General features: G+C 44.5%; 27 protein-coding genes, 1 rRNA gene and 1 riboswitch. Of the genes, 27 read left to right on the top strand and 1 reads right to left on the bottom strand.

Annotated features, from left to right (window positions below):
* From rrf to rsmI, 12 genes are all read left to right on the top strand, one after another.
* Positions 1–104, top strand: a 5S ribosomal RNA gene (gene rrf, locus BLW49_RS25755); the annotation flags it as partial.
* A gap of 276 nt (positions 105–380) precedes the next feature.
* Positions 381–707, top strand: a complete 327-nt coding sequence (locus BLW49_RS25760) for a hypothetical protein (RefSeq protein WP_143042164.1) — start codon at positions 381–383, stop codon at positions 705–707.
* An 842-nt stretch (positions 708–1,549) separates the two neighbouring features.
* A complete protein-coding gene (locus BLW49_RS25770) occupies positions 1,550–1,741 on the top strand; it encodes a sigma factor G inhibitor Gin (protein WP_047914181.1) in 192 nt (63 codons plus the stop codon).
* A 158-nt stretch (positions 1,742–1,899) separates the two neighbouring features.
* The gene (locus tag BLW49_RS25775; RefSeq protein WP_090727827.1) at positions 1,900–3,405 is read left to right on the top strand and encodes an aminotransferase class I/II-fold pyridoxal phosphate-dependent enzyme; all 1,506 of its coding nucleotides are present in this window, start codon (positions 1,900–1,902) and stop codon (positions 3,403–3,405) included.
* Positions 3,406–3,463: 58 nt separating this feature from the next.
* Complete coding sequence (gene tmk / locus BLW49_RS25780) at positions 3,464–4,099, top strand: dTMP kinase (protein ID WP_090727828.1); 636 nt, start codon at positions 3,464–3,466, stop codon at positions 4,097–4,099.
* A 324-nt stretch (positions 4,100–4,423) separates the two neighbouring features.
* Positions 4,424–4,753 (top strand): cyclic-di-AMP receptor, encoded by a 330-nt coding sequence (locus BLW49_RS25785; RefSeq protein WP_047914178.1) that lies wholly within the window; start codon positions 4,424–4,426, stop codon positions 4,751–4,753.
* A 36-nt stretch (positions 4,754–4,789) separates the two neighbouring features.
* Positions 4,790–5,233, top strand: a complete 444-nt coding sequence (locus BLW49_RS25790) for a YaaR family protein (RefSeq protein WP_047914177.1) — start codon at positions 4,790–4,792, stop codon at positions 5,231–5,233.
* 331 nt (positions 5,234–5,564) lie between these two features.
* On the top strand, positions 5,565–6,539 hold the full coding sequence (gene holB / locus BLW49_RS25795; RefSeq protein ID WP_090727830.1) for a DNA polymerase III subunit delta': 975 nt from the start codon (positions 5,565–5,567) through the stop codon (positions 6,537–6,539).
* A 146-nt stretch (positions 6,540–6,685) separates the two neighbouring features.
* A complete protein-coding gene (locus BLW49_RS25800; protein ID WP_047914176.1) occupies positions 6,686–7,486 on the top strand; it encodes a PSP1 domain-containing protein in 801 nt (266 codons plus the stop codon).
* A 28-nt stretch (positions 7,487–7,514) separates the two neighbouring features.
* Complete coding sequence (yabA, locus tag BLW49_RS25805; RefSeq protein WP_047914186.1) at positions 7,515–7,883, top strand: DNA replication initiation control protein YabA; 369 nt, start codon at positions 7,515–7,517, stop codon at positions 7,881–7,883.
* A 120-nt stretch (positions 7,884–8,003) separates the two neighbouring features.
* The gene (locus BLW49_RS25810) at positions 8,004–8,753 is read left to right on the top strand and encodes a tRNA1(Val) (adenine(37)-N6)-methyltransferase (RefSeq protein ID WP_090727831.1); all 750 of its coding nucleotides are present in this window, start codon (positions 8,004–8,006) and stop codon (positions 8,751–8,753) included.
* A gap of 60 nt (positions 8,754–8,813) precedes the next feature.
* Positions 8,814–9,704, top strand: coding sequence for a 16S rRNA (cytidine(1402)-2'-O)-methyltransferase (gene rsmI, locus BLW49_RS25815; protein ID WP_090727833.1), 891 nt, complete (start codon positions 8,814–8,816; stop codon positions 9,702–9,704).
* A gap of 202 nt (positions 9,705–9,906) precedes the next feature.
* Here the strand turns inward: rsmI and BLW49_RS25820 are convergent, their stop codons facing one another.
* Positions 9,907–10,161, bottom strand: coding sequence for an AbrB/MazE/SpoVT family DNA-binding domain-containing protein (locus BLW49_RS25820; protein ID WP_047914173.1), 255 nt, complete (start codon positions 10,159–10,161; stop codon positions 9,907–9,909).
* 359 nt (positions 10,162–10,520) lie between these two features.
* Between BLW49_RS25820 and BLW49_RS25825 the strand changes: the two genes are divergently transcribed.
* From BLW49_RS25825 to BLW49_RS25895, 15 genes are all read left to right on the top strand, one after another.
* Entirely contained in the window at positions 10,521–11,801 is a 1,281-nt protein-coding gene (locus BLW49_RS25825) for an HD domain-containing protein (protein WP_090727834.1), read from the top strand.
* A gap of 38 nt (positions 11,802–11,839) precedes the next feature.
* Positions 11,840–12,610, top strand: coding sequence for a TatD family hydrolase (locus BLW49_RS25830; protein ID WP_177178844.1), 771 nt, complete (start codon positions 11,840–11,842; stop codon positions 12,608–12,610).
* A 227-nt stretch (positions 12,611–12,837) separates the two neighbouring features.
* A riboswitch (cyclic di-AMP (ydaO/yuaA leader) is annotated at positions 12,838–13,084 on the top strand.
* Between the two features lie 277 nt (positions 13,085–13,361).
* On the top strand, positions 13,362–14,594 hold the full coding sequence (locus BLW49_RS25835) for a ubiquitin-like domain-containing protein (protein WP_090727836.1): 1,233 nt from the start codon (positions 13,362–13,364) through the stop codon (positions 14,592–14,594).
* 166 nt (positions 14,595–14,760) lie between these two features.
* Positions 14,761–15,306 carry a ribonuclease M5 gene (gene rnmV, locus BLW49_RS25840; RefSeq protein WP_047914170.1) on the top strand — a complete coding sequence of 182 codons (546 nt, stop codon included), beginning with the start codon at positions 14,761–14,763 and terminating at the stop codon, positions 15,304–15,306.
* Positions 15,307–15,310: 4 nt separating this feature from the next.
* Positions 15,311–16,198, top strand: a complete 888-nt coding sequence (gene rsmA / locus BLW49_RS25845; protein ID WP_076315671.1) for a 16S rRNA (adenine(1518)-N(6)/adenine(1519)-N(6))-dimethyltransferase RsmA — start codon at positions 15,311–15,313, stop codon at positions 16,196–16,198.
* A gap of 95 nt (positions 16,199–16,293) precedes the next feature.
* Positions 16,294–17,199 (top strand): sporulation peptidase YabG, encoded by a 906-nt coding sequence (yabG, locus tag BLW49_RS25850; RefSeq protein WP_076315660.1) that lies wholly within the window; start codon positions 16,294–16,296, stop codon positions 17,197–17,199.
* 259 nt (positions 17,200–17,458) lie between these two features.
* On the top strand, positions 17,459–17,737 hold the full coding sequence (gene veg, locus BLW49_RS25855; protein WP_076315659.1) for a biofilm formation stimulator Veg: 279 nt from the start codon (positions 17,459–17,461) through the stop codon (positions 17,735–17,737).
* Between the two features lie 129 nt (positions 17,738–17,866).
* Positions 17,867–18,451 (top strand): RNA polymerase sigma factor, encoded by a 585-nt coding sequence (locus tag BLW49_RS25860; protein ID WP_090727838.1) that lies wholly within the window; start codon positions 17,867–17,869, stop codon positions 18,449–18,451.
* Positions 18,417–20,090 carry a DUF4179 domain-containing protein gene (locus tag BLW49_RS25865; RefSeq protein WP_090727840.1) on the top strand — a complete coding sequence of 558 codons (1,674 nt, stop codon included), beginning with the start codon at positions 18,417–18,419 and terminating at the stop codon, positions 20,088–20,090. Before BLW49_RS25860 ends, BLW49_RS25865 begins: the two co-directional genes overlap by 35 nt.
* Before the next feature lie 122 nt (positions 20,091–20,212).
* Positions 20,213–20,395, top strand: a complete 183-nt coding sequence (locus BLW49_RS25870; RefSeq protein WP_076315656.1) for a small, acid-soluble spore protein, alpha/beta type — start codon at positions 20,213–20,215, stop codon at positions 20,393–20,395.
* Between the two features lie 153 nt (positions 20,396–20,548).
* Positions 20,549–21,403 carry a 4-(cytidine 5'-diphospho)-2-C-methyl-D-erythritol kinase gene (ispE, locus tag BLW49_RS25875; protein ID WP_076315655.1) on the top strand — a complete coding sequence of 285 codons (855 nt, stop codon included), beginning with the start codon at positions 20,549–20,551 and terminating at the stop codon, positions 21,401–21,403.
* Positions 21,404–21,519: 116 nt separating this feature from the next.
* Positions 21,520–22,353, top strand: coding sequence for a pur operon repressor (gene purR / locus BLW49_RS25880; protein ID WP_090727841.1), 834 nt, complete (start codon positions 21,520–21,522; stop codon positions 22,351–22,353).
* A gap of 189 nt (positions 22,354–22,542) precedes the next feature.
* Entirely contained in the window at positions 22,543–22,827 is a 285-nt protein-coding gene (spoVG, locus tag BLW49_RS25885; RefSeq protein WP_047914164.1) for a septation regulator SpoVG, read from the top strand.
* Between the two features lie 262 nt (positions 22,828–23,089).
* Entirely contained in the window at positions 23,090–24,490 is a 1,401-nt protein-coding gene (gene glmU, locus BLW49_RS25890) for a bifunctional UDP-N-acetylglucosamine diphosphorylase/glucosamine-1-phosphate N-acetyltransferase GlmU (RefSeq protein ID WP_076315653.1), read from the top strand.
* A gap of 97 nt (positions 24,491–24,587) precedes the next feature.
* Positions 24,588–25,541: a ribose-phosphate diphosphokinase gene (locus BLW49_RS25895; protein ID WP_076315652.1), complete on the top strand. Its 954-nt coding sequence runs from the start codon at positions 24,588–24,590 to the stop codon at positions 25,539–25,541.
* Positions 25,542–25,590 lie beyond the last annotated feature (49 nt).

Raw genomic sequence — 25,590 nt, forward strand, 5'->3', positions numbered from 1 at the left:
GCGGAGGGGTTCCACACGTACCCATCCCGAACACGACCGTTAAGCCCTCCAGCGCCGATGGTACTTGGACCGCAGGGTCCTGGGAGAGTAGGACGTCGCCAAGCAAAGAACCACTGTCGATTACGACGGTGGTTTTTATTTTGTCTATTTTTACAGATGAATCGTTTATGTAATAGGTAGTAACATTTTTGTTACGGATTAAAACACATGAGAAGTTATAATAGAATAGGGTTCTTTTAACATAGAGATCGTGTCACTTCGCAACAAAGGGGGAATTTCGACTGCGTTACAGAATGCTATGTCTCTATGCTATCATCTGCTTCACTATCATCCTTACCGCCTGCAGCCAGGGCACATCGTGGGACTCATACGAGGGTGCAGTGAATGTTAATACCTTTCCCGTACCTAAAGAAGCCAATCGAATGGATCGAGCATCGAATAATCCAGAAATGGATTATGTACAATACACTCTGCCTGGTGTAGGGAAGAATACAGATATACCTCAAGAATATATTAATGAAATTATAGAGTGGGGCTGGAAAGAGGATACGGCGGCCGAGGATACGAGCAACACGGACTCTGCCCCTCGCATTTTCGTAAAAGATAGCACCCGTGTTCATTTATCCCTGCATAATGGCTATCTGACGGTATTGGTACCCACACAGGACCCTTCCATTATTAAACCTAAGACCGTAGACAGTAACTAGACCTTCACGAGTGTGAAGGTCTTTTTTATATGTATAGAAATGAGCCTTATGCGCTCTAATTCATTGAATATAGTAGGCAACTTCTTGATGGGATATTTTTAAATAGCCGTCTTTTCTTTGTCTGAATAGCCATAGGAGGCACGTGAGACGCGGCGCCATCAGCCATACATGCCAAAATAACAAGCTCATCGCAAATGAGGGAGGAGAAGCGACGATAAAAACAAAGACAAAGACAAGACCGATCCAGGTCATATGTAAATGAATACGGCTAAAAAGAGGATAAGCAATATGTTGGGAAGGAATCAGTCCTATCCAGGGAGCTCTCCAGGACCAGTGCCACCGATGAAGCTGCCGATTACGAAGAAGAAGGATAGAACGAGATACTAAATAATGAATCCATATCATGGTTACACAGGACAACAGAAAATACAAAATCCCAGACCAATTAAAGAAGATGAGGCAAGCGAACAGCATAATGAATGTTAAGCTTAAGTAACTAAGTAAAGCGGGCCTGGATATATTGATTTTGCGGATAAGACGATATTGATAATAAGTAGCCTGATCTCCGATTACCGCGGACATTCCATTCATAACCTCCTATTCATAGCAGAGAACGGCTCTTGATACGAGCTACACAGCAATCAAAAGACCGAATTTATATATTATATATCGGATGGCTGTCTGGAAAAATTTAAATGTTACGCATAATTGGGTACAGACACCTATACGTATTAGGTTGAATAGCATAGGTTATGGAAATAAAGTAGAGTTTCACTATGAAAAGGTTTAAAATAGTAGAAACTGTACCATACTGATAGCAAAAGGAATGAAGGTGGGATCGTATGGAAACACAACAAATGGAGCACACGTGCATTGTTTGTGAGCAGCGTAAGAAGGAAGGCATTTTTATAGTCTCTGAGTTTATTTGCACAGATTGTGAGACCGAGATGGTACACACTGACGCGCAGGACGCCAAGTATCCATTTTTTATTCATCAGTTAAAGCAGATTTGGCTGCATCAAAATAATGTATAATAGACAAGTCATAATTATGAACTTATTTTTAAAGGTCTGAGTAAGGCCTTTTTATTTTTTCTAAATTAAATAGATGGGTCCAGAGTAAGTTTGATATGATATACCTTTAAAATGTTTTACAATGGAAGAAGGATAATGACGGAAAGGTTTTATGATCTATGGGAAACCAGCTTGATAAGCATAGAGCACCTTTATATGAAGCACTTTTGAAATACAAATCATCTCAACAACGAACCTATCATGTTCCAGGTCATAAAAATGGACAAGTATACTCAGATGCATACAGCCGATTCATGCAAGACATCCTGAGTATTGATGTGACTGAAATAACAGGAACAGATGATTTACATCATCCTGAGGGTGTCATTTTAGAAGCTCAGCATCTGGCGGCAGATTGTTTTGGTGCTGAAGAGAGCTACTGGCTCGTCGGAGGCAGCACTTCAGGAAATATCGCCTTACTACTTACGGTATGTACAGAACCTGGTGATCTTATACTTGTTCAGCGGAACGTTCATAAATCGGTGTTACACGGGTTAATGCTGGCCGGAGCTCAGGCCGTCTTTATGTTACCGGAGATGGATCATCAATCCGGGTTAGCTACAGCTCCTTCGGTCGAGACGGTTAGGGCCTCCCTTGAAGCCTATCCGCAAGCAAAGGCTGTATTGATTACGATGCCGAATTATTATGGAATGGGCTTCTCTATCCAATCCATTGCAACAATATGCCATCAATTCCACGTTCCGCTTCTTGTGGATGAAGCACATGGCGCACATTATGGAATGCACCCAGATGTCCCGGTATCCGCGTTGTCGGCTGGAGCAGATGGTGTGGTTCAATCCACGCATAAAATGCTGTCGGCGATGACGATGGGAGCCATGCTGCATGTACAGGGAGAGCGGATCAATCGGACACTGCTGAAGCAGCGCTTGTCCATGATCCAGAGCTCAAGCCCTTCGTACCCGCTTATGGCTTCGCTTGACTTGGCGCGCCGGCATCTTCATGTGCACGGCGCAGAGGCTTTCACGGCTGGCCTCGCTGCCGTGGATACAGCAAAGCGCGGCATACAGTCGATGCCGCGCTACGGTATACTGCAGCCACAGACAACAGAGGCTGCAGGCTATACCGCTCAGGACCCATTTAAACTTGTCGTATATGACAAGTCAGGGGACCTGAGCGGTTACGAGCTGCAGCGAGAGCTTGAAGCTCACGGCTGCATGCCAGAGATGAGCGACGACCGTTACGTCGTCCTCCTGTTTAGCCTGGGCTCTACAGAAGAGGATGCCATGCACCTTTTAGGTGCACTCATGCATATATCGTTAGAGAAGGAGCCCAGAAATAAAGACAGCACAGAAGCAAACAACAGTCCTGTTTCCACGTGGAACATTTTGCAATCTGATGTCTATTCCTGTCCCGTCCCTTTTGATATGCGAACCAGAACGGAAGAAGATACCGAATCTGTTGAACTCAGCAAATGTGCTGGCCGCAGAGCAGCGGAGATGGTGATTCCTTATCCGCCTGGTATTCCGATCCTGTATCCAGGAGAGCTGATTGGTGAAGCCATGCAAGAGCGCTTAATTGCACTTCGCAATGCTGGGGCCAAATGTCAAGGAACGCGTGATTCGAGTTTAAATCAGCTGCTCGTTATACAACAAGAAAAAAGCTAGCGAACACTGAATATTTCAAATAGATCAAGTTGAAAACGTAGTTTAGGAGAGATACACATTGCCGATAGGAAAATTGATTACATTTGAAGGTGGAGACGGCTCCGGTAAAACAACCATGATTAAGAAGCTGTCTGCGTATCTAGAAGACAAGAAAATCCCATACTTAATGACACGCGAGCCCGGTGGAATTGATATAGCAGAGAAAATCCGCTCCATTATATTAAATCCGGAGCATACAACGATGGATGCTCGCACCGAAGCATTGCTCTATGCAGCTGCCCGCAGGCAACATCTTGCAGAGAAAGTCATTCCCGCTCTTCAAAAGGGTGTGATGGTTTTGTCTGACCGCTTTGTCGACAGCAGTTTGGCTTACCAAGGATATGCCAGAGGTCTTGGTATGGAGGAGGTTCGCTCCATTAATGAATTTGCTACAGATCATTTGTCACCCGATTTGACACTTTACTTTGATATTAGTCCAGAACAAGGATTAGCTCGAATTGCTGCCAATCAAGGGCGTGAAGTGAATCGGCTGGATATGGAGAACCTGTCGTTCCATGACAAGGTAAGAGAGGGATATCTAATTCTCGCGAAGCAAGAACCGGATCGAATTCAGATCATTGATGCTTCTTTGTCACAAGAAGAGGTATTTTGTAGCTTAATTACGAAGCTAAGGTGTGTAATAGAGGATATTTGAGGGTATATGTCTAATTATTAAGTATTTAAGAAGTACTGTACATCTCTCAGGTACGCTTTGAATCAAATTTTTAGGATCTTAGTATGGGTTATCACTGCAGCTTAAGATTCTTATGGACTAAGTTTTATTCTTCATTATTTGTCGAACTCCCTTAGATGGGGGAAGACTCATCATATCTTTGAAGGTTACGCTGCCTTTGGGCAAGAGTGGCCTACTCTGGAATAGAGTAGTAACTTATGCTTTATTCTAAAGCTTGATCCATGGTTGAAGGCAGGTTGAAGCATTAGTGCTGAGCAGGACATTATTTAGAGGAGGCGTTTCAAGATGAAACTTATTGTTGCGATTATTCAGGATAAAGACAGCAATCGTTTATCTAGTGCACTGGTCAAAGCGAACTTCCGGGCGACGAAGCTGGCGAGTACAGGTGGATTTTTGAAAGCAGGGAACACCACATTCATGATCGGGGTGGATGACAGCCAGGTTGAATCCGTAATGAACGTAATCCGCAGCAGCTGTAAGGTAAGAGAGCAGCTCGTTACTCCGGTTACACCAATGAGCGGAACGACCGACTCTTATTTACCACTTCCTGTAGAGGTTCAGGTAGGAGGAGCGACCGTGTTCGTTCTGCCGGTTGATCGATTTGAACATTTTTAAGAGCAGTCTTTTGGCAACAGAAAGCAGGGATATCTTGTGAAAATCAATCCAGGATTCAGACCACTTCAGAGCGGCATCAATTCGAATGAGAATAATACGAAGCCTGTGCAAAATAAAGGTTTTGCGGATATGATGCAGCAGCAGGGTGAACGAGCTTCTCAGGCAGAGCTTACTCGGCGGTTGAATGAAATCCAGCTGCAAGGGGATCGATTAGCGAGATCGATGACCATACGAGAGCTCAAGGCCTATAAGCAGCTGGTTAAGCGATTCTTAGATGATACGGTAAGAAGAGGCATAGCTACGAAGCAGACCAAAGGCTGGGACCGCCGTGGACGCGGTAAGAAGTATCTGCTGCTTGATGAAGTGGATGCCGCGCTGGTTGCTATGGCGGAGGAGCTGCTTCAGAGTGAGCAGGGGAAGATAGAGCTTCTGCAAAAAATCGGCGAAATTCGGGGAATGCTGATTAACTTGAGCTTTTAAAATCTCATAGCTTATGACGTAACCAAAGACAAGTGATTTCGATCGCTTGTTTTTTTGTAGATAAGAGCAGGCGTTAAATAAGCCGATTGATTTTTTGGCTGAAGAAATGGAAAATGTTTTTTTGTAAATACTAAAATTAAAATGGCTGCGTGTCATGGTATAATGAAGATTAGAGGATTGAACTAAGGATATCCTTCTTTCGAGGTTTTGCTAAGATGGATGATCTTTTTGGTTCTACTCTTCTAAATGATATATAATATCTCATGCTGACTTTTGGTGTGTAACAAGTGAAGTTCTAGACCGCAGCAGCTTTTTTATAGGGGAGGAACTCATGTCATTTCGTGAAATTTTGGGGCAAGATACAGCAAAACAAATGCTGCAGGGCGGACTCCGCAAGAACGCGATCAGTCATGCTTATATATTCAGCGGTCCATCCGGCAGCGGACAACGTCAGATGGCAACAGCATTTGCCCAATCTATTTTTTGCACTCAAAATGCAGACGATGCATGCGGTGAATGTCTGGAGTGTCGGAAGGTGAAGCATGGGAATCATCCAGACCTCCATTATGTAGAGCCTGAAGGCGCAAGCCTCAAAATAGATCAGATTCGCGATTTGCAAAAAATCTTTGCCTATCGGTCTGAAAAAAATAATCCTAAGATTTATATTATTGATCAGGCGGATAAAATGACGGTGCAGGCTGCGAACAGCATGCTGAAGTTCCTGGAGGAGCCGCCGGTGCCGGCAGTAGGAATACTGATCACGAGCAACAAGGGAGCTATGCTTCCTACGATTTTATCTCGAACGCAGGAGATCCCCTTTAAGGCATTGAATCCAGAGCTGGTTCAAGAGATGCTGCAGAAGGAAGGATATGCTCCCGCGCTCGTCAGAACAGCTTCATTTTTAAGCGCCGGACTTGATTCTTGCAAGAATTTGCTTGACCAGAATTGGTTTGCAGAAATTAGAAATGTAGTGTTACAATTAGGGAAAGAATCTCTGTCCAGAGGCGATATTGCGCTGATTTCTGCCCAGCAGAAGCTGTTCAAGACAGGGCTTTCTGAACATCTTGAACTGATGTTTGAACTCTTTCACTTATGGTTCAAGGACATGCTTTATGTTATTTACGGTAAGCAGGAGAACGTTATTTTTATAGATCAACTCAATACACTCTCTACCATTGCTATGACTCGTACAACCGAACAATGGGTGTCCTATATGGACTTGGCTGCAGAATGCAGGAAGAAGCTTCGGTATAATGTGAATGGTCAGCTATGTGTAGAACAACTACTAATTGGACTAGCCTCTTGAGGTGGAGCGCGCAAGTATGAGGTGACTCGATCTCAGGGACGTTCATTCTATACCCTAGCACAGTCCTAACATGATACGCTTCTCGATTGCGGCCCTGTCTTCAGGCTTCGATAGAGGTTTATTGGCATACAAGGGGGTTAATTTTTTTGTATAATGTAGTCGGTGTCCGTTTTAAGAAAGCGGGCAAAATTTATTACTTTGATCCCCTCGATCTTCCTATTGAAAAAGATTCTAGCGTCATCGTAGAGACAGCGAGAGGGATTGAGTACGGCAAAGTCGTTATAGGAAAGAAAGTTGTTGGTGAATCTGACGTTGTATTACCTCTGAAGAAGGTAATTCGCATTGCAGGTGACTCGGACGCCAAAGTGGTGGAAGAGAACAAGCTTGCTGCAAAAGACGCATTTGGCACCTGTTTAAATAAAATCAAAGAGCACGGACTTAAGATGAAGCTTGTCGATGTGGAATTCACATTCGATCGAAATAAAATCATATTTTATTTTACGGCTGAAGGACGTGTCGATTTTAGAGAGTTAGTTAAAGATTTGGCCAGTATTTTTCGGACACGGATTGAGCTTCGCCAAATTGGCGTTCGTGATGAAGCGAAGATGCTGGGAGGGATCGGTCCATGCGGACGGATACTCTGCTGTTCATCTTGGCTGGGTGATTTCGAACCGGTATCCATTAAGATGGCCAAGGATCAGAGTCTGTCCCTGAATCCAACCAAAATATCCGGACTTTGCGGCAGACTTATGTGCTGCTTGAAATTTGAGCATGATAATTATGAGAGCGTCAAGGAAGAGCTGCCGGCTGTCGGTAAGCTTGTCGTAACCTCGTTAGGTGAAGGCAAGGTTGTTGGCATTCACGCAGGCAACCGCAAGGTACATGTTCAATTGTTTGAAATCAACAAGGTAAAAGAGCTTTCTATGGATGACGTCGTCATCAAGTAACCATTATGTTTGCTTTCGGGGTGGGATCTTGGAGAAAAAATCGATTTTTGCGCACATTCTTGAAATGGAAACACAAATGGGACAAATGCATAATGATCTTGGCGAGTTAAAAATGATTGTAAAGGAACTGCTCGAAGAGAATCAACGTTTGACGCTGGAAAATGAACAGTTGCGCAAGGTCCTAAAGCGGGAGTCCTCTTCGGAGACACCTGCACCAGCTCCCAAAAATCCTGTACAATTAGTGCCCGCAGCCGAGACTACCGAAGAGGTGGTTGGAGAGGGTTACGATAATTTGGCAAGATTGTATTACGAAGGTTTCCATATTTGTAACGTTTATTATGGGCATTTACGTACAGAGGGCGATTGTTTGTTCTGTCTGTCATTTTTGAATAAGTAACGAGCCGTAGGGATACCCTACGGCTTTTCTATTAACAATACAAACATGAATCATTTCATAATACCTTTAGTTGCTTCAATCAAGGGTATATCCATTAATATAAATCAGGCAGGTATCAAAATGAGCATAAACAAGATTAAGCTACAGCCATCTGAACGATTGGATGATCTGTTAACTCATGATTTGCGTATTATTCAAAGCGACGAGGTATTCAGCTTCTCAATGGACGCTGTGTTGCTGGCCAGATTTGCAGGCCTTCCCAAGCGGGGAAAGGTCCTGGATCTCTGTACAGGGAATGGGGTCATTCCACTCCTCGTGTCCACAAGAACAGAAGCATCGATCGAAGGAATTGAGATTCAGCCTAGAATTGCCGATATGGCCAGACGAAGTGTCATGCTGAATGAGCTCGGAGACCAGATCATGATTCGGGAAGGGGACCTGAGAGCACTCTCTGGCATTACAGGTTATGGAGTCTATGATGCCATTACTGTTAATCCACCCTATATGCCGTTAAACGGCAGTGATATTACACTGAATGAGCATCAGGCGATCGCCAGGCATGAGATCCATTGTACTTTGGAGGAGGTGCTGAAGGCTTGTATGCATTTAGTACGTACAGGCGGAAAAGTATCCATGGTACACAAACCCCAGAGAATCGGTGAGATCATCACCTTAATGCGTAAATATCGGTTGGAGCCGAAACGAATTCGCATGGTTCATCCACGAATCGATAAAGAAGCGAATATGGTGCTCATTGAGGCTTTAAGAGATGGCAAACCGGATGTCAGAATGCTGCCGCCGCTGATCGTGTATAACGAAAATGGGGAATACTGCAAAGAAATTATGGATATTTACTATCCGAGTACATGACTAGCGCTGGATTGGATAGAAGCAGGATCCATGAAACGTGGAACTGGAGAGGAGTTAGCAATGAGTATTCAAGTACAGAAGAGCTTTGAACAAAAAGAAGGGACAGGTACATTGTATCTTGTAGGTACGCCCATCGGTAATTTGGAAGATATCACATATCGGGCGGTAAACACCTTGAAGTCATGTGATATCATTGCCGCGGAAGACACAAGACAAACCCGTAAGCTATTAACTCATTATGAGATTAGCCCTGAGCTGTTGTTTAGTTATCATGAGCATAACAAGGAAGCCAGTGGACCTGAATTAATTCGATATATAATAGAAGGAAAAAATTTAGCCCTCGTCAGCGATGCTGGTATGCCAGCTATTTCTGACCCTGGTTCAAACCTGGTCCGTCTTGCCATTCATGCAGACATTCCCGTGGTGACGGTGCCAGGAGCGAATGCTGCTCTGTCCGGACTAATTGCGTCTGGTCTTGGAACCGAGAGATTTACCTTTGTCGGATTTCTTCCCCGTGAGAAAAAGGACATTACGGCTATTCTGAAAAGTTTTGGCGCATCGCAGGGCACCCTGCTGTTTTATGAGTCGCCGCATCGGGTACAAAAAACGTTGACCGTCATGCAGGAGTTATGGGGTAACCGAAGAGCAGTGCTCGCCAGAGAGCTGACCAAGCGTCACGAGGAATATGTGCGAGGGAATCTACAGGAGTGTATAGAGTGGCTTGAGGAGCATCCGCCCCTAGGAGAATATTGTTTGATTGTAGAGGGAAGAAGTCAGGACGAAGAGAAAGAGCTGCAGAACGAGTGGTGGCAGCATTTAAGTCTTACAGCGCATGTGGAGCACTATGAGAAGGAAGGCCTCTCTCGCAAGGATGCGATGAAGAGTACGGCTGCAGACCGCGAGCTATCCAAAAGGGATGTATATAATGCTTTATTAAAAGAGGGACAATAGACCTCATGCGGATTACAAAGAAAAAACACCTTCTTCGGCAGATTGGATCTGACGAGGAAGGTGTCTAAGGAGATATGAAAAAGGTTAGAAATAACAATTATATATTCTTAAGAAAAGCGAGCATCTATATTAAAGGAATCGTAATGATTACTGATTGAAAGTATGCTTTTCTCTATCCAAAATTGATTATAACCTATTTTACTTAATTTGTCACAGGTGCCGGAATTTCAGAAATACATTCGTGACAAACAATTTTACCTTTGAAGTAAGTTACGTTCTCAGCGTTGCCGCAGAAAATACAAGCAGGCTCATATTTCTTAAGCATGATGCGCTCACCGTCTACGTAGATTTCAAGAGCATCTTTTTCACCAATACCGAGTGTACGGCGCAGTTCGATAGGAATAACAACCCGGCCCAGTTCATCAACTTTTCTTACAATACCTGTAGATTTCATCATTTTATACTAACTCCTCTCGCCATCGCTTATTACTGTCATGATTCGACATTATTTTATCTTTTATGCTAATCATCATACCAACCATTCCCAAATCAGTCAACATTGAAAATGAAGAATTAAGTTAACATTGTATGAAGAAAGGGAATGAGTACTGGTATTAACGATGATTTTCTAGTATCTATCTATTATTATAACGCGTGTCGATTTGGAAATCAAAACTGCATCATCATTCGACAAACTTTGTCGTATAATGTCGAATATATGAAGTGATTTGTATGGAAAAAGTCGAAATCCGACTTTAGTTGCACACAATTGAATTTTGTTATAAGAAATTAGGTTGAAAAAGGAGCTGATTATCGATGGAACAAAAGCTTAGCGAAGAGAAAGTATTCAAAGACCCTGTTCATAACTATGTGCACGTTCAGGATCCGATCATATGGCAGCTTATCAATACCCCTGAATTTCAGCGTCTTCGCCGAATTCGACAATTGGGGACTACATATTTGACTTTTCATGGAGCAGAACACAGCCGTTTCTCTCATTCTTTAGGTGTGTATGAAATTACAAGGAAGATCATATCGCAGTTTGAACGGAATGAATATCCCGATTGGCCAAAAGAAGAGAAGCTTGTCGCTCTATGCGCAGCTCTGCTGCATGATGTTGGACATGGCCCATTTTCTCACTCCATTGAAGAGGCGTTTGATATGGATCATGAAGAATGGACCTGTAAAATCATACTGGGAGATACAGAAGTAGGGCGGATACTGGGTACCGTAGGTCCTGATTTTGCCCAAAAGGTCGCTTCGGTTATTGCCAAGACGTATGACAAGCCTATAGTTGTTAATCTGGTTTCTAGTCCGCTTGATGCCGATCGAATGGATTACTTACTGCGAGATGCCTATTATACCGGAGTGAATTATGGAACTATTGACCTTGACCGCATACTTCGAATGCTGCGTCCTTACCAGGGGAGAGTTGTCGTTAAAGATTCAGGAATGCATGCCGTAGAGGATTATTTAATGTCGAGATATCAGATGTATTGGCAGGTGTATTTTCACCCGGTCACTCGAAGCTCCGAAATTGTCCTGCGTCAAATCTTTAGAAGAGCCAAGGAACTTGTAGCAGAAGGGTACATATTTGACTTCATGCTCAGACCTCTCCTTCATCTGATTAAGGGGGATGTATCGGTCACAGACTATCTTCGTATCGATGAATCCACGATTCAGGCTGCCTTTAATGAATGGACATATGAGAAGGATCCGATTCTGAGTGAGCTTTGTACCCGGTTCCTGGACCGTAAGCTCTATAAGTATGTGGAAGTGGATTATATTGAGCAGAAGGATATAAAGCGGATTGAAGATGCATTTCTCAAGGCAGGCTTGAATCCAGCCTATGACCTTGAAATTGATTTTCCTACCGATCTGCCGTATGATGTGTTCCGACCTGATATTGCGGGGAGCAAGAGACAGATCATTATTCTAGACAAGCAGGAAAGACAAAGAGATATATCCGAAGTATCCGAGATTGTTCGCTCCATTAGCGGCATGCAAAAAGGGAATTATCATTTATACTTCCCACAGGAGAAGCTGATGAATGCACTGCCCAAGCTTCCACCGGAAATTGCCGGCATGTTTAAGTAATGTGAGACAAGATACAGCATTGAAAGGAGTAAGAATATATGATGTTATTCGACACACATACCCATTTGGATGCACCTGAGTTCGACGCTGACCGCGAGGAAGTGATTCAGCGCGCTGTCGAAAAGGGGGTTACCCGAATGATTAATATAGGATTTAATCGGGAAACGATTCCTACTACGATGAAACTTGCTGAAACCTATGATTTTATCTATGCGGCAGTAGGCTGGCACCCTGTCGATGCCATCACGATGAAGGATGGAGATTTAGAATGGATTGCATCATTATGTAAACATGAGAAGGTTGTTGCAATCGGTGAAATTGGCTTGGATTATCATTGGGATACTTCTCCCAAAGAGGTTCAGCATGAGGTGCTGCGCAAACAAATCGGACTGGCTAGAGAGATCGCTATGCCGATTGTGATTCATAACCGGGATGCGCATGAAGATATTATTCGAATTCTGCGTGAAGAGAAGGCGCATGAAGTGGGCGGAGTGATGCATTCCTTCTCAGGCAGCTGGGAAACTGCAAAAATGGCGCTGGATATGGGCTTTCATATCTCCTTCGGAGGGCCGATTACGTTCAAGAACGCGAAGCAGCCCAAAGAGGTGCTTGCAAAGGTACCGCTTGACCGGCTCTTGATCGAAACGGATGCTCCATACTTGACTCCACATCCATTCCGCGGCAAGAGAAATGAGTCAGCTCATGTGGCCTTGGTAGCAGAAATGGCAGCCGAGCTGAAGGGGATTTCTGTGGAGGAATTGGCAGAGATTACGACCGCAAATGCACTGGAACGATTTGACATTCGTTAAAAGACAGAGGAAAATAGGCGAAAAAGTGAGTAAAACGGAGCGATTAAACTTTTTGTAAGACTTTTTCGCTGATTATTACAAATTTTTAACCAATTATTTAGAAAAACATAGTTGAATACTGCTTTACAACATGTATCGAAACAGGATATCATCGTTTCAGTGAATTGTTGATTGTTGGTAAAGTCCATTTTACATTGAGTTGATTTACCACTTTGAATTCACTTCATGAGTCATTCTCGCTGAATCTTTTGTAATTTAACAAAGAACGGGGGAACCGATATAGTGGTCTGCTGCTAGTCAGAAGATGGAATTAAGAGAGTTGTCTCTCTTGCTCTGACCACTGTATTTGATTTCAACACTTGAGTCTTGGGGTGAACGTAAAGGACAGCTGCCATGAGCAGCCTGGATCTGAGCGGGGGCGACTCTTACGCCCGAACCCGACAGCTAACTCCGTAAGCGTATTGAAGAGGCAAAACTCGTGCATGATGTTTCCGATATTCTCATTTGAACTTATCGGAGCCACGAAAGAGTTCCTCTTAAACTCTTTTTTGGCTTCTTTGTTTTAGGAGAATAAAAGTTACATTGTCGTCATACTGTTGGTTAACAGGAGGTGACATCATGCTGCGAAGAGTGGCACATGATGCAGAATCGGACGGGAGTTTCTCCGGTTTTGTAGACAAATCGGTATAGTCGCGTCAAATACAATCATGCAATACTCTTGACGGCGGGACTATGAAGGAGGACGGAGGAAGTGGGAAATTTCCAACTAGAGGAGACCCATGAGTCACCATCATCCAGCAAGTCTTTCGCGTTGCGATGGAAGCATGAGAATCTGCGTCAGATCACACTAGTCGCAATCTTCTCAATCGCACTGTTAGTCATGATCTCACTCATTGTGTATGGTCAGGGAGGCAAAGAAATCTCAATTGTCGTGGACGGCAAGGTTCAAACCTTGGAAACACGTGAAGGAATGCTTAGTGAAGTGCTGGATGAGCATTCAATCGCAGTCAGTCCACATGACGAAGTATCGATGTCTTTGAGTGATGAGATTGAAGATGGGGATCGAGTAACAATTAACCGGGCCGTAGCGATTAACGTAACGGCAGACGGTGAGACAGAGCAAGTTTATACAACACAGGATACCGTTAAGGAAGCACTTGCTGCTCATAGCATCGAAGTATCAGAAGATGATAAAGTATATCCTGCTGCTGACACTGCGGTGAAGGCAGATCTTAATATTCGAGTAGTCCGGGTGACTAAGCAAACAGCGTCACAAGAAGCTTCGATTCCGTTCAAGGTGATCAAGACGGCTGACCCAAGCTTGTACAAGGGCGATAACCGGGTCATTCAGAGCGGTAAGGAAGGCGTGATCGTCCAGACGATCGAGAAGACCTTCCAGGATGGCGAATTGGTGTCCAAGAAAATGACGGGCAAGAAGGTTCAAACAAACCGTGTCGACAAGGTCATTGCCGTAGGAACGAAGAAGAAGCCTGAGCCAGTTCAGGAAACCGTGGTTGCCTCTGCAAGTGAAGCTGAAGCTGCAACTGCAACTGCTTCTAAAGCTTCTAATGCATCCTCTTCGAAATCGTCAGCAAATCTGGCTGATAAAGTGAAGAAGGTATCTGCTTCAAGTGACAGCGATTCTGTCACGAAGGACGGAGTTACATTCAAGGCCAAAAAAGTGCTAAGCAATGTATCTATGACGGCCTATTCCTCAGAACAAGAGGGCATTGGTACGAAGACGGCTTCCGGCACGCGTGTACAGGAAGGGCGTACCATTGCAGTTGACCCTGATGTGATCCCTCTCGGATGGTGGGTATACATTGAAGGCGTAGGATTCCGTCGTGCCGAAGATACAGGCGGCGCAATCAAAGGCAACAAAATTGATGTGTATTATGACAGCTTGGAGCAGGCACTCAATTTTGGTCGCAAAAAAGGTAAAACAGTATACGTTATCGGTCCGGTGAAGCCGGAACTGAATTAAAATATATTTTACAATGCGTCCCTGATGTTATAGTATTAACATCAAGATTAGGTGATGCTATATAAGGTGAACGAAAGTTTAGACAGCAAGTCTATCGTTTGCCTCTTACATGCAGAAGAGGAGTTTTTCCTCTTCTCTTTTTGTTTAGAAAGGAAGTCATGTGGTCATGATTAAAGAAATCATTGTCGTTGAAGGCAGGGATGATACCGTAGCCATCAAGCGTGCAGTGAATGCAGATACAATTGAAACCGGCGGTTCTGCTATAAACGCCCGTATACTTAAGAAAATTGAGCTTGCTCAGCAAAGAAGAGGTGTTATCGTCTTTACGGACCCTGATCATGCAGGCGAGCGAATTCGCAAAATAATATCGAACAAGATTCCCGGCGTGAAGCATGCCTTCATTAAGGAGCAGGATGCGACCCGCAAAGGTGATATTGGTGTGGAGAATGCATCTCCTGACTCTATCCGCGCAGCACTGTCCAAGGTGCATACAACCTATGATGGAGCTAAGCCGCTCATAGACTGGCAAGATCTGATTGAAGCCGGACTCATCGTCCATAAGGACGCCGCAAATCGGCGTATGATGCTGGGTAACATTCTGGGCATAGGATATTGTAATGGCAAGCAGCTGCATAAGCGGCTGACGATGTTTCAGATAAGTCGTGAGGAATTTGTACGAGCACTAGAGCAAATAGAACGTGAGGGATCATGAGAACGTGAAAAATATAGATGAGATTGCAACGCCAAGACGAACGAAAGAGATCATAGCGAAACACGGTTTTTCTTTCAAAAAAAGCCTGGGACAAAATTTTCTGATCGATCAAAATATACTCCATAAAATTGTGGATGCTGCTGATCTGGATGAACATAAAGGTGCACTTGAGATCGGACCGGGAATCGGTGCTCTAACAGAGAAGCTTGCACAGCGTGCAGGGACGGTAACTGCGGTCGAAATAGACCAACGCTTGATACCGATCCTCACCGAAGTGCTGGAACCTTACTCTAATATATATGTACATCATGGAGACGTTCTTAAAACAGATCTTCCTGAATTATTTGCAAAAAATTTTGCAGGCATGGATAAGGTCAGCGTCGTTGCTAATTTGCCTTACTATGTAACGACACCGATCTTGATGAGACTGCTGGAGGAGAAGCTCCCGCTCGACAGCATCGTTGTCATGATTCAGAAGGAAGTTGCAGAACGAATGGCTGCTTCTCCAGGAACAAAGGATTATGGGACGCTCAGCATCGCGGTGCAATATTACAGCGAGCCTGAATTGGTTTGTATCGTTCCTCATACGGTTTTTATCCCGCAGCCTAATGTTGAATCTGCCGTTATTAAGTTAAAGGTAAGAGAGAAGCCTCCGGTTGAAGTGAAGGATGAGAAGTTTTTCTTCGAGGTGATTCATGCTTCATTTGCACAAAGACGGAAGACCATCGCAAATAATCTGAAGAGCCGTTTCTTTACCAAAGAAAACAGAGATCAGCTGGAGCCCCTGCTGGAGGCAGCTGAGATTGAACCTGCGAGACGAGGAGAGACACTCAGTATTGAAGAGTACGCCCGTCTAAGCGATGTCTTGCTGGAAGCAGGGATTAAAGGTTAAGACGCTGAAGAGCCTTGTACTCCGCAAATTACGAAAAAAGAGATGAACCAAAGCCCTGCCTCGCCCATAACATAGGGTTAGAGGTGATAACGTTGATGAATATAGGAGACTTGGTCGTTCGGAAATCGTATGGGGGAGATGTCACGTTCCGAGTGGAGGGCCTCGAGAAGGATAAAGCAGTCATTAAAGGAACTGAATTCAGGCTCCTTGCGGATTCTCCGCTGAATGATCTGATCAGAGTGCCGTATGAGCCAGAGACGAACAAGACCCGGCTGGCACATATTAAAGCAAACGAATCTTACTCGCTATTGCAGAAGCATCGTCTGGAGCAAGCACAGCGTAACCAGGCGGGGTTAGTTGATGAGTGGAGCAAGAACACACAGACAGAGTCTCCTTCTTTTTTTGAAATGCCTGGCAAGGTGCTCCATCTGGATGGAGATCCTAATTATCTTAAGAAAAGCATGGCATTGTATGAAAGACTGCGTGTACCCGCAGAAGGCCATTATGTACATGAAGCTTCCATGGCAGATACACTATATCGGCTCCTGCCGCGCTCACGTCCTGATATAGTCGTTATTACGGGGCATGACGGAGTACTAAAGGGCAGACAGCCCTATGATCTGTATAACATCAATCATTATAAGAATTCATCAAACTTCATTACAGCTGTTCAGGTAGCGAGACAATATGAATGGCATTTGGATGCGCTGACGATCGTTGCAGGTGCGTGTCAGTCTCATTTTGAAGCACTGATCCGTGCAGGTGCGAATTTTGCCAGCAGCCCCAGCCGGGTATTAATACATGCGCTTGATCCTGTATATGTGGCAGCGAAGGCGGCGTTCACTTCCGTAAAGGATACCATTAACATTAATGATATTATCCATCACACGATTAGCGGCAGTGACGGTGTCGGCGGGCTTGAGTCCAGAGGGAGCTATCGGATAGGCTTACCTCCCCTTCAGGATTTGTCCACTCTTAAGGTCACACCAGCGGCGATCTGAAGCTTATAGAAGAAATATTTGTGTCACAAGGACTCCTTAATTTAAAGGGGTCTTTTTTTGCTTCATATAACAAGGGTGAAATGAGCTATTTACCAAGAGAAGGGTAGCGAATTCGATCCAAAAAATATGGTGGCGAATTAAAGCAATAACGTTGCTAAAATATTCGTTGACAACACATTTTTGATGCTGATATAATTGATGATTTGACAAACTCTGAAACCCCTTGTATAATGGACAAGGAAAGAGGTGGTCGTTAGCCATGGCTAAAAATTCGCTATTGGATATCAAACGCAGTCTCGACGCTCATGTTGGCCAGAAGATTCTACTTCGTGCAAACGGTGGACGCCGTAAGACAATTGAGCGTACTGGTGTATTGGAAGAAACGTACCCTTCTGTTTTTATTGTGAAGCTAGATCAAGAACAGCAAACGTTTAAACGGGTGTCTTACAGTTACGCCGATATATTGACTGAAGCAGTACAGGTTTCAGTATATGATCCTGAGCAAGTGGTCAGCGAAATATCGTACAACGAAGTGTAAGCTTGATTTCTCAAGGCGGCTCTCGTCCATTAAGGACGAGGCCGTTTTTTTTATTGTCCAAGTGAGAGGATTAGCTGCCAGCACCGTCTTATTAAGGGCGAGGGATAAGTACGGCTTAAGGAGGGTGTTATGGAGGACACACACAGCATAGAAGAACAGCAAATCATCGCAGATATCCTTAATGGAAATAAGCAGCTATACAGCGTGATCGTAAACCGCTACAAGCATCGAATATTTTGCTTTATACAAGGAATGGGGATTCCAAGGGAGGACGCAGAGGATCTTGTCCAGGAGACCTTTATTAGAGCTTACCGCAAGCTGGCAAGCCACAGATTGGATAGCAGCTTTAGTGCTTGGCTGTATAAGATTGCAGTTAATCAAGCAATTGATGCACGTCGGAGACAGAAGACCTGGCTGCCTCAGGAATACATAGCTCATAAAGAAGCGTTAAATACTCCGGAGAACGTGATGCTCCAAAGTGAAATGATCTCTGAAGTGCATGCCCTCCTGCAGGTGCTTAAAGATGAGGAACGCTTAGTCATTCTATTGAGGTATACAAACGAGCTGAGTTATGAGGAAATAGCCAACATTACAGGGCTCAGCTCACATCAAGTGAGAAACAGGCTCCACCGGGCGAAGAAACGGATGAAAAAGGCATTGACTGAGGAGGTGAGGGATTATGAGCTGCTTGAAGCCTCATCAAATGGAAGATAAGGTGATTCGCGGATTAACGCTAACAGACAAAGAACATCTTAGCCGCTGTGAGCATTGCAGCACATTATATGAGTCGATCCTGCATGAACAACAGGATTGGAACAGCAGGCTGTATTCAGCTCGCGCAAGCGAAGAGTTCACCACCAATATAATGAATGCATTAGAAGATGTTGAAGTAGAGCCGGCTGGTTCGATAGAGGAGAAGAACATGACTTGGTTTAGACGTACAAACATTAAGAAATGGGTTTCAGCAGCAGCTGTAATAGTGATTTTGGCATGGGGTTCATATTTTGCTCTGCAGCAGCCTTTAGTTCAGCAACAGCTGGGGATTAAACAAGAGCAGCCTGATTCTTGGTGGGCAACGCCTATGGAGCTTGTAGGTTATGGTATTTTCAAGAAATACGGAGAGTTGGCGCACTATCCAAAAATTGAGGCAGAGAGCAACGGTATTACAGTGAGTGTAGAAGAGGTTTTGGCTGATGCCACACAGATTTTAATAGCACTGGAAATCACTAAAGATAAAGATGTAAATTACTCGCCTCATCTCGGATGGGAAATGAATATGGAGGATTACTTTAGGGTAACGAACTCGGAAGGAAAGGATATTGGCATCGTGGATAACAACAAGAGCAGGGGAATGAACGAATATAAATTCGTTAGGATCCCGCTGGACACGAGCAATATTTCGGACACCATACAGATCACCAGCACACTTAACAAGCTGCAGGCCTCAGACGCAAATGGCGAGCCGATCTTTCTCGAAGGAGACTGGAGCTTTGAGTTTGATATCGATATGAGGAAAGCGATGCAGCAAGCTGTCATTACTGAACTTCATGAATCTTATCAAATGCCTGATGGGACAAAGGTGAGAGCAGAGCAGCTCACTCGTACCCCGAACGGATACAGGATAGATTTTGTGACGGAGCAAGCGAGTGCCGATGTAAGTGAGGAGAATCCGCTTTATTCTGGGGATGAGGAGACGCTTCTATATTTTGACCTAGCCAATGTGACAGCTGGAGACAACTATGAGAGATATGTTTACTTTAATGATGATGATAACCGAATGACGATTCGTTATAGAGACGACAAGGAACTCCATTGGAGCCTCTACTTTAATGCAGAACAGGACATGGTTGACAAGCCATTCGTATTTCATTTCAAAGGATACTCTCAGCTTGCTTCTACCAAGGGAGAAATAACCTTTAGACCGAGAGCTCTCCTGTCCAAGCCGGCGGTGTTTAAAGATCAAGGAGATCAGTTCACATTTACCAGCATGACCGTGTCGGATGACCCCGGAGGAGAAGATGAAAAGGTAGGCATACTTAGTCTGACGGCTGAACTCAAGAACAACTTTGCTAAAGATAAGTGGGTAATGACCGATAAGAATGGGCAGGAGTATCAGGTTGAATATAGAGGAGCCATGGATATGGACACGAAAGAATTGTCCGGTTTCAAATTCATTATGAGAGGGATGTCAGAGCTGCCAGAGGAAGTGACCCTGAAGCGGGTTACAACCGATAAAACAGTCGATGATATGAATTGGAAATTAGAGCTGCCTGGCGTAAAGGAAGTTCCATGGGAATTAATCGATTGGGAGAAGGAAGAGCTCAAGTATAGAATGAATTTGGTAAGTGAATAAGTAAAATAAAGGGAAAAACTATGTCTACGCTTTAAGCAGATGCGCATACTTTATGCCTGCCAGACACATACTAACGTTCGAAACATGAAATTATGAGTCCCCTAATATAAGGAGGAAATCTGATGAGCCGCAGAAGACGCAGTGTAATGTCAGAAGAGCTCAAGTATGAGCTGGCCAAGGACCTGGGCTTTTATGATACTGTTCAGCAAGAAGGCTGGGGCGGAATCAAAGCCAAGGATGCAGGCAATATGGTGAAGAGGGCTATACAGCTTGCAGAGCAGGCAGCACGTAAGAATCAAGGATAATTAGGAGGGTCCCCTGGGATACAGCAGGGGGCTTTTTATATATTCGTATTCTAACAGCCTTATTTGTGAAGGGAAGAATATGACTTGACAGTCTGCTTTTGATATAATATGTTAAGTTGTCTTGAGGGAATAGCTGAGGGTGGGTGAGTCGCCTTGAAAATTTATGAAAAAGCTCCTGCGAAAATTAATTTGATGTTGGATGTATTACATAAAAGAAGCGATGGTTATCATGAAGTAGAAATGATTATGACCATGGTTGATCTTGCCGATCGGATTGAAATGTCTGAAATCAAGCGGGATACGATTATGATATCAAGCCAGGCGGGATATATCCCCCTGGATGAGAAGAACCTGGCCTTCCAGGCTGCCAAGCTGGTGAAGGAGAGATATGACGTTAAGAAAGGTGTGTACATTCATCTCGATAAGAAGATACCCGTTGCTGCCGGTCTTGCAGGCGGCAGCAGTGATGCTGCGGCAACCCTGCGGGGCTTGAATAAGCTGTGGGGTCTCGGTATATCAGATGAAGAGCTGAGGCTCCTGGGTGCAGAATTAGGCTCGGATGTACCTTTTTGTATTACCGGAGGTACCGCACTAGCTACAGGAAGAGGAGAACAGCTGCATCAGCTTCCGAATCCGCCGCAATGCTGGGTCGTGCTGGCAAAGCCGCCGATTAACGTCTCTACTGCAGAGGTATATGGTCGTGTACGCAGCGATCAGATCCAAAAGCATCCATCCGCCAAAAGAATGGAAGATGCGATTCGCAATCAGTCTTTTGCAGGGGTTTGTAAGGAACTAGGTAATGTATTAGAGGATGTGACAGTGAAGCTGCATCCAGAGGTAGGACAATTGAAGGAAGCCATGTTGAAGCTCGGAGCGGATGGTGTTCTTATGTCCGGAAGCGGACCTACTGTATTTGGTCTCGTATCAAAAGAATCAAAGGTGCCGAGAATTTATAATGGTCTTCGAGGATTCTGTAAAGAAGTTTATGCAGTAAGATTACTGACATAGGCTTCATTTTTTCCATTTATAGTATAAAAACGAATTGATTGTTGTACAAATACGTACAAAAATGATATATTGAATTGTAAACATTCGGATTTGGAGATAGATCGTGAGGAATCGACGTGAAGAAATTAAAGCGAAGCGCTCGTTTAGTGGAAATGACACAATATTTGCTCTCGAGACCACATACACTGATTCCCTTAACGACTTTTGCAGAGCGTTATGGTGCGGCGAAATCTTCAATTAGTGAAGATCTTGCCATTATCAAGGAAGTATTTGAGGATGAAGGAATGGGAGACTTGCAGACACTCGCTGGCGCAGCGGGCGGGGTGAAGTTTATGCCCAAGATGTCTTATGAACGTTCGTTATCCTTCATACAGAATTTATGTGAACTACTCGAACAGCCTGATCGGATTTTACCTGGCGGATATTTATATATGTCTGATCTGCTCGGTCAACCCGCTACAACGAACGAGATCGGCAAGATTATGGCTACTGCATTCGCAGGCCGAGACATTGATGTCGTGATGACAGTGGAGACCAAAGGCATTCCGCTTGCCTATGCTGTAGGCTCCCAGCTCAATCTTCCTGTAGTCCTAGTTAGACGAGATCATCAAGTGACAGAAGGCTCAGCTGTGAGTATCAATTATGTATCCGGCTCTCATAAGAGCCTGCATACGATGTCCCTATCCAGAAGGGCTCTTCCAGAGAAGTCTCGCGTGCTCATCGTCGATGATTTTATGAAGGCTGGAGGAACGGTGCAAGGGATGATTGATTTGTTGAAGGAGTTTAATGCGGAAGTGGCTGGAGTCGGCGTGCTTGTTGAGTCGGGCGAAGTTGATTCAGAAGAGCGTTTGCTTCATGATTATGTTTCGCTGGCAACACTGACAGCAGTGGATCCCAAGACGAAACAAATCTCAGTGGCACCAGGCAATTATTTTAACCGAAGCGAGTGACATGAACACCTGTGATACAGAAGGATTTTTATCGATCTTTCGCAAGTTTTGTCGAATAGCTCTTGAATTGCACCAAAACTCAAAAAATTCCTTAAATTAGGACATTTTTATGGAAATAAAAAGAAGGAGTTTCTGTATGCTGTGTGGAATTATACACCAAGTTCCGATGGAAAAAGGTGGTGAACACACATGCAGATTACAGATGTCAGACTCCGCCGTGTCAACTCTGAGGGGAGAATGAAGGCTATAGCTTCGATTACAATCGATAACGAGTTCGTCGTTCATGACATTCGCGTTATTGATGGTAACAACGGAATGTTTGTTGCTATGCCGAGTAAACGGACTCCCGATGGAGAATTCCGTGACATCGCCCATCCGATTTCTTCCGGTACACGCGAGAAGATTCAAGCCGCTGTTTTAGCTGAATACGAACGCGCTGCAACTGAGGAAGAGGTTATTGAAGAAGGCGCTTAAGAACATTATTGGGGTTCGAAAGAAAAGAGGGTCATTTTATGGCTCTCTTTTCTTTTTTTCAAGAATGAAGTATATTCATTAATGAGCAATATTGGAGCACAGACTTGTTCTCTCCCATAATATGGATTATGGGGTACTTGCTTGTGCCCAATTTAATGTTGACTAGACCGTTATTCCTTTCAAAGTGAACGAGGAATGGGATCCTTTTCGTTCTGTAACAGCAGAATGGATAACATTACAAATTTCAGCGCAGGAGGTCGGGATGTTGAAGAAAATGGCTATTGTACTTGCCGCTGGGCAGGGCAAACGAATGAAGTCCAAATTGTATAAGGTGTTGCATCCGGTATGCGGCAAACCGATGGTCGGCCACGTTCTGGACACCGTAAAACGTGCAGGCGTTACTCGTAACGTTGTCGTGGTAGGACATGGAGCAGAAGCTGTACAATCTTACTTGGGAGCTTCCGCAGAATACGTATTACAAGAGCAGCAGCTTGGCACGGGACATGCCGTTAAACAGGCTAAGGATTTGCTAGGTTCTGAGGAAGGAACCACGATTGTCATTTGCGGCGACACCCCGCTCGTTACAAGTGAAACACTCGAAGGCTTGATGCAGCTGCATGAAAGCCGCGGTGCTGCAGCTACCGTTCTGACCGCTCATATGGACAACCCGGCTGGTTATGGCCGTGTCATTCGGGGCGAGGATGGATCTGTAACGAAGATCGTTGAGCAGAAGGACTGCAACGATGTAGAGAATGCGGTTCAAGAGATAAATACAGGTACCTATTGCTTCGACAATGCCAAATTGTTTGAAGCTCTGGATAAAGTGACGAACAACAATGCACAGCAAGAATATTACCTGACTGATGTTGTCGGTATTTTCCGTGAAGCAGGCGAAACGGTTGAAGCCTTCATGACCTATGATGCAGCAGAATCGATTGGTGTAAACGATCGTGTAGCTCTATCTGAGGCGGAAGGATTTATGCGCGAACGTCTTGCACGCAAGCATATGCTTAATGGGGTAACGATTATTGATCCTTCTTCCACCTATATCGGTGCCGATGTTGAGATTGGCGCAGACACGGTCTTGTACCCTGGAACGATGCTTAAAGGCAACACCAAGATTGGAGAGCAATCCATCATTGGTCCGAATACAGATATTGAGAACAGTGTCATCGGCGATAACGTTACCGTGAAACAGTCCGTATTAGTCGATGCTGAAGTGGGCAATGAAACATCGGTAGGGCCATTCGCGTATCTGCGTCCAGGTGCCAAGCTGGGAGAACAAGTGAAGGTCGGCGATTTTGTTGAGATCAAAAACGCAACCATTGACAACGGATCGAAGGTGTCTCACTTGAGCTATGTAGGTGATGCAAAAGTCGGTAAGAATGTGAATATCGGCTGCGGCGCGATAACTGTGAACTACGATGGATATAATAAGGCTGTCACAGAAATTGAAGATGATGCCTTTGTCGGCAGTAACGTGAATTTAATTGCGCCTGTCAAAGTAGGTAAAGGCGCTTATGTTGTTGCAGGCTCGACCATTACGCATGCTGTTCCGGAGAATGACCTTGCTATTGCAAGATCGCGTCAAGAGAATAAGCCAGGCTATGCAGAGAAGATTCGCGGACGTGCGATAGCCAAGAAGAATAACGCTAAATCCTAATATTTGCTGCATTTCTCGATGAAGCAGCGCCGACGTTTTAGACACAAGCAGATCTAAAAATAGATTCCAATGAACCAGCACGGAGGTTTTTTATTTTATGACTTATTTTGATTCCAAATTAAAAATATTTACTTGTAACTCGAACCCGAAGCTTGCACACCAAATTGCTGATTACATTGGTATTCCTATGGGCGAATCCCATACCACAAGTTTTAGCGACGGTGAAATTCAAGTGAAGCTGTCTGAAAGTGTACGTGGCAGTCATGTTTACATTGTTCAATCGACTTGTGCCCCAGTAAACGACAACCTCATGGAGATGCTGGTTATGATTGATGCATTGAAACGTGCATCTGCCAAAACGATCAATGTCGTTATTCCTTACTACGGATATGCAAGACAAGATCGGAAGGCACGCTCAAGAGATCCGATTACCGCTAAGCTTGTAGCTAACCTGATCGAAAAAGCAGGAGCAACACGCGTCATCGGGATGGACCTGCATGCCATGCAGATTCAGGGCTTCTTCGATATTCCGGTAGACCACATGCTGGCGGTTCCGATCTTGGCACAGTATTTCCGTTCCAAGCAAATTGAGAATCCTGTTGTCGTATCTCCAGACCATGGCGGCGTTGTACGCGCACGCAAACTGGCGGACTTCCTGAATGCTCCACTTGCGATTATCGACAAGCGCAGACCGGAGCCTAATGTCAGTGAAGTTATGAATATTATCGGTAATATTGAAGGCAAGACAGCAATCTTGATTGATGACATTATCGATACTGCGGGTACAATTGTGCTGGGCGCCAATGCACTTATGGAAGGCGGAGCCAAAGAAGTATACGCTTGCTGTACACATCCTGTATTGTCAGGCCCTGCGATGGAGCGTTTGGAGAATTCTCCGCTGAAGGAAGTTGTTGTAACGGATACCATTCCGATTACACAGCCGAATCCAACGAAGAAGCTGAATGTTCTATCCGTCGCTCCATTGCTTGGCGAAGCCATCATTCGGGTTCACGAGGAATTGTCGATTAGTAAATTGTTTGAAATCGAATAAAGATCTGCATGAAATAAGAAAAAGGGGTTACGTTGTCGTCTAGGACGAC

The sequence above is a fragment of the Paenibacillus sp. PDC88 genome, from assembly GCF_900106725.1.
GTDB classification, from domain to species: domain Bacteria; phylum Bacillota; class Bacilli; order Paenibacillales; family Paenibacillaceae; genus Paenibacillus; species Paenibacillus shunpengii.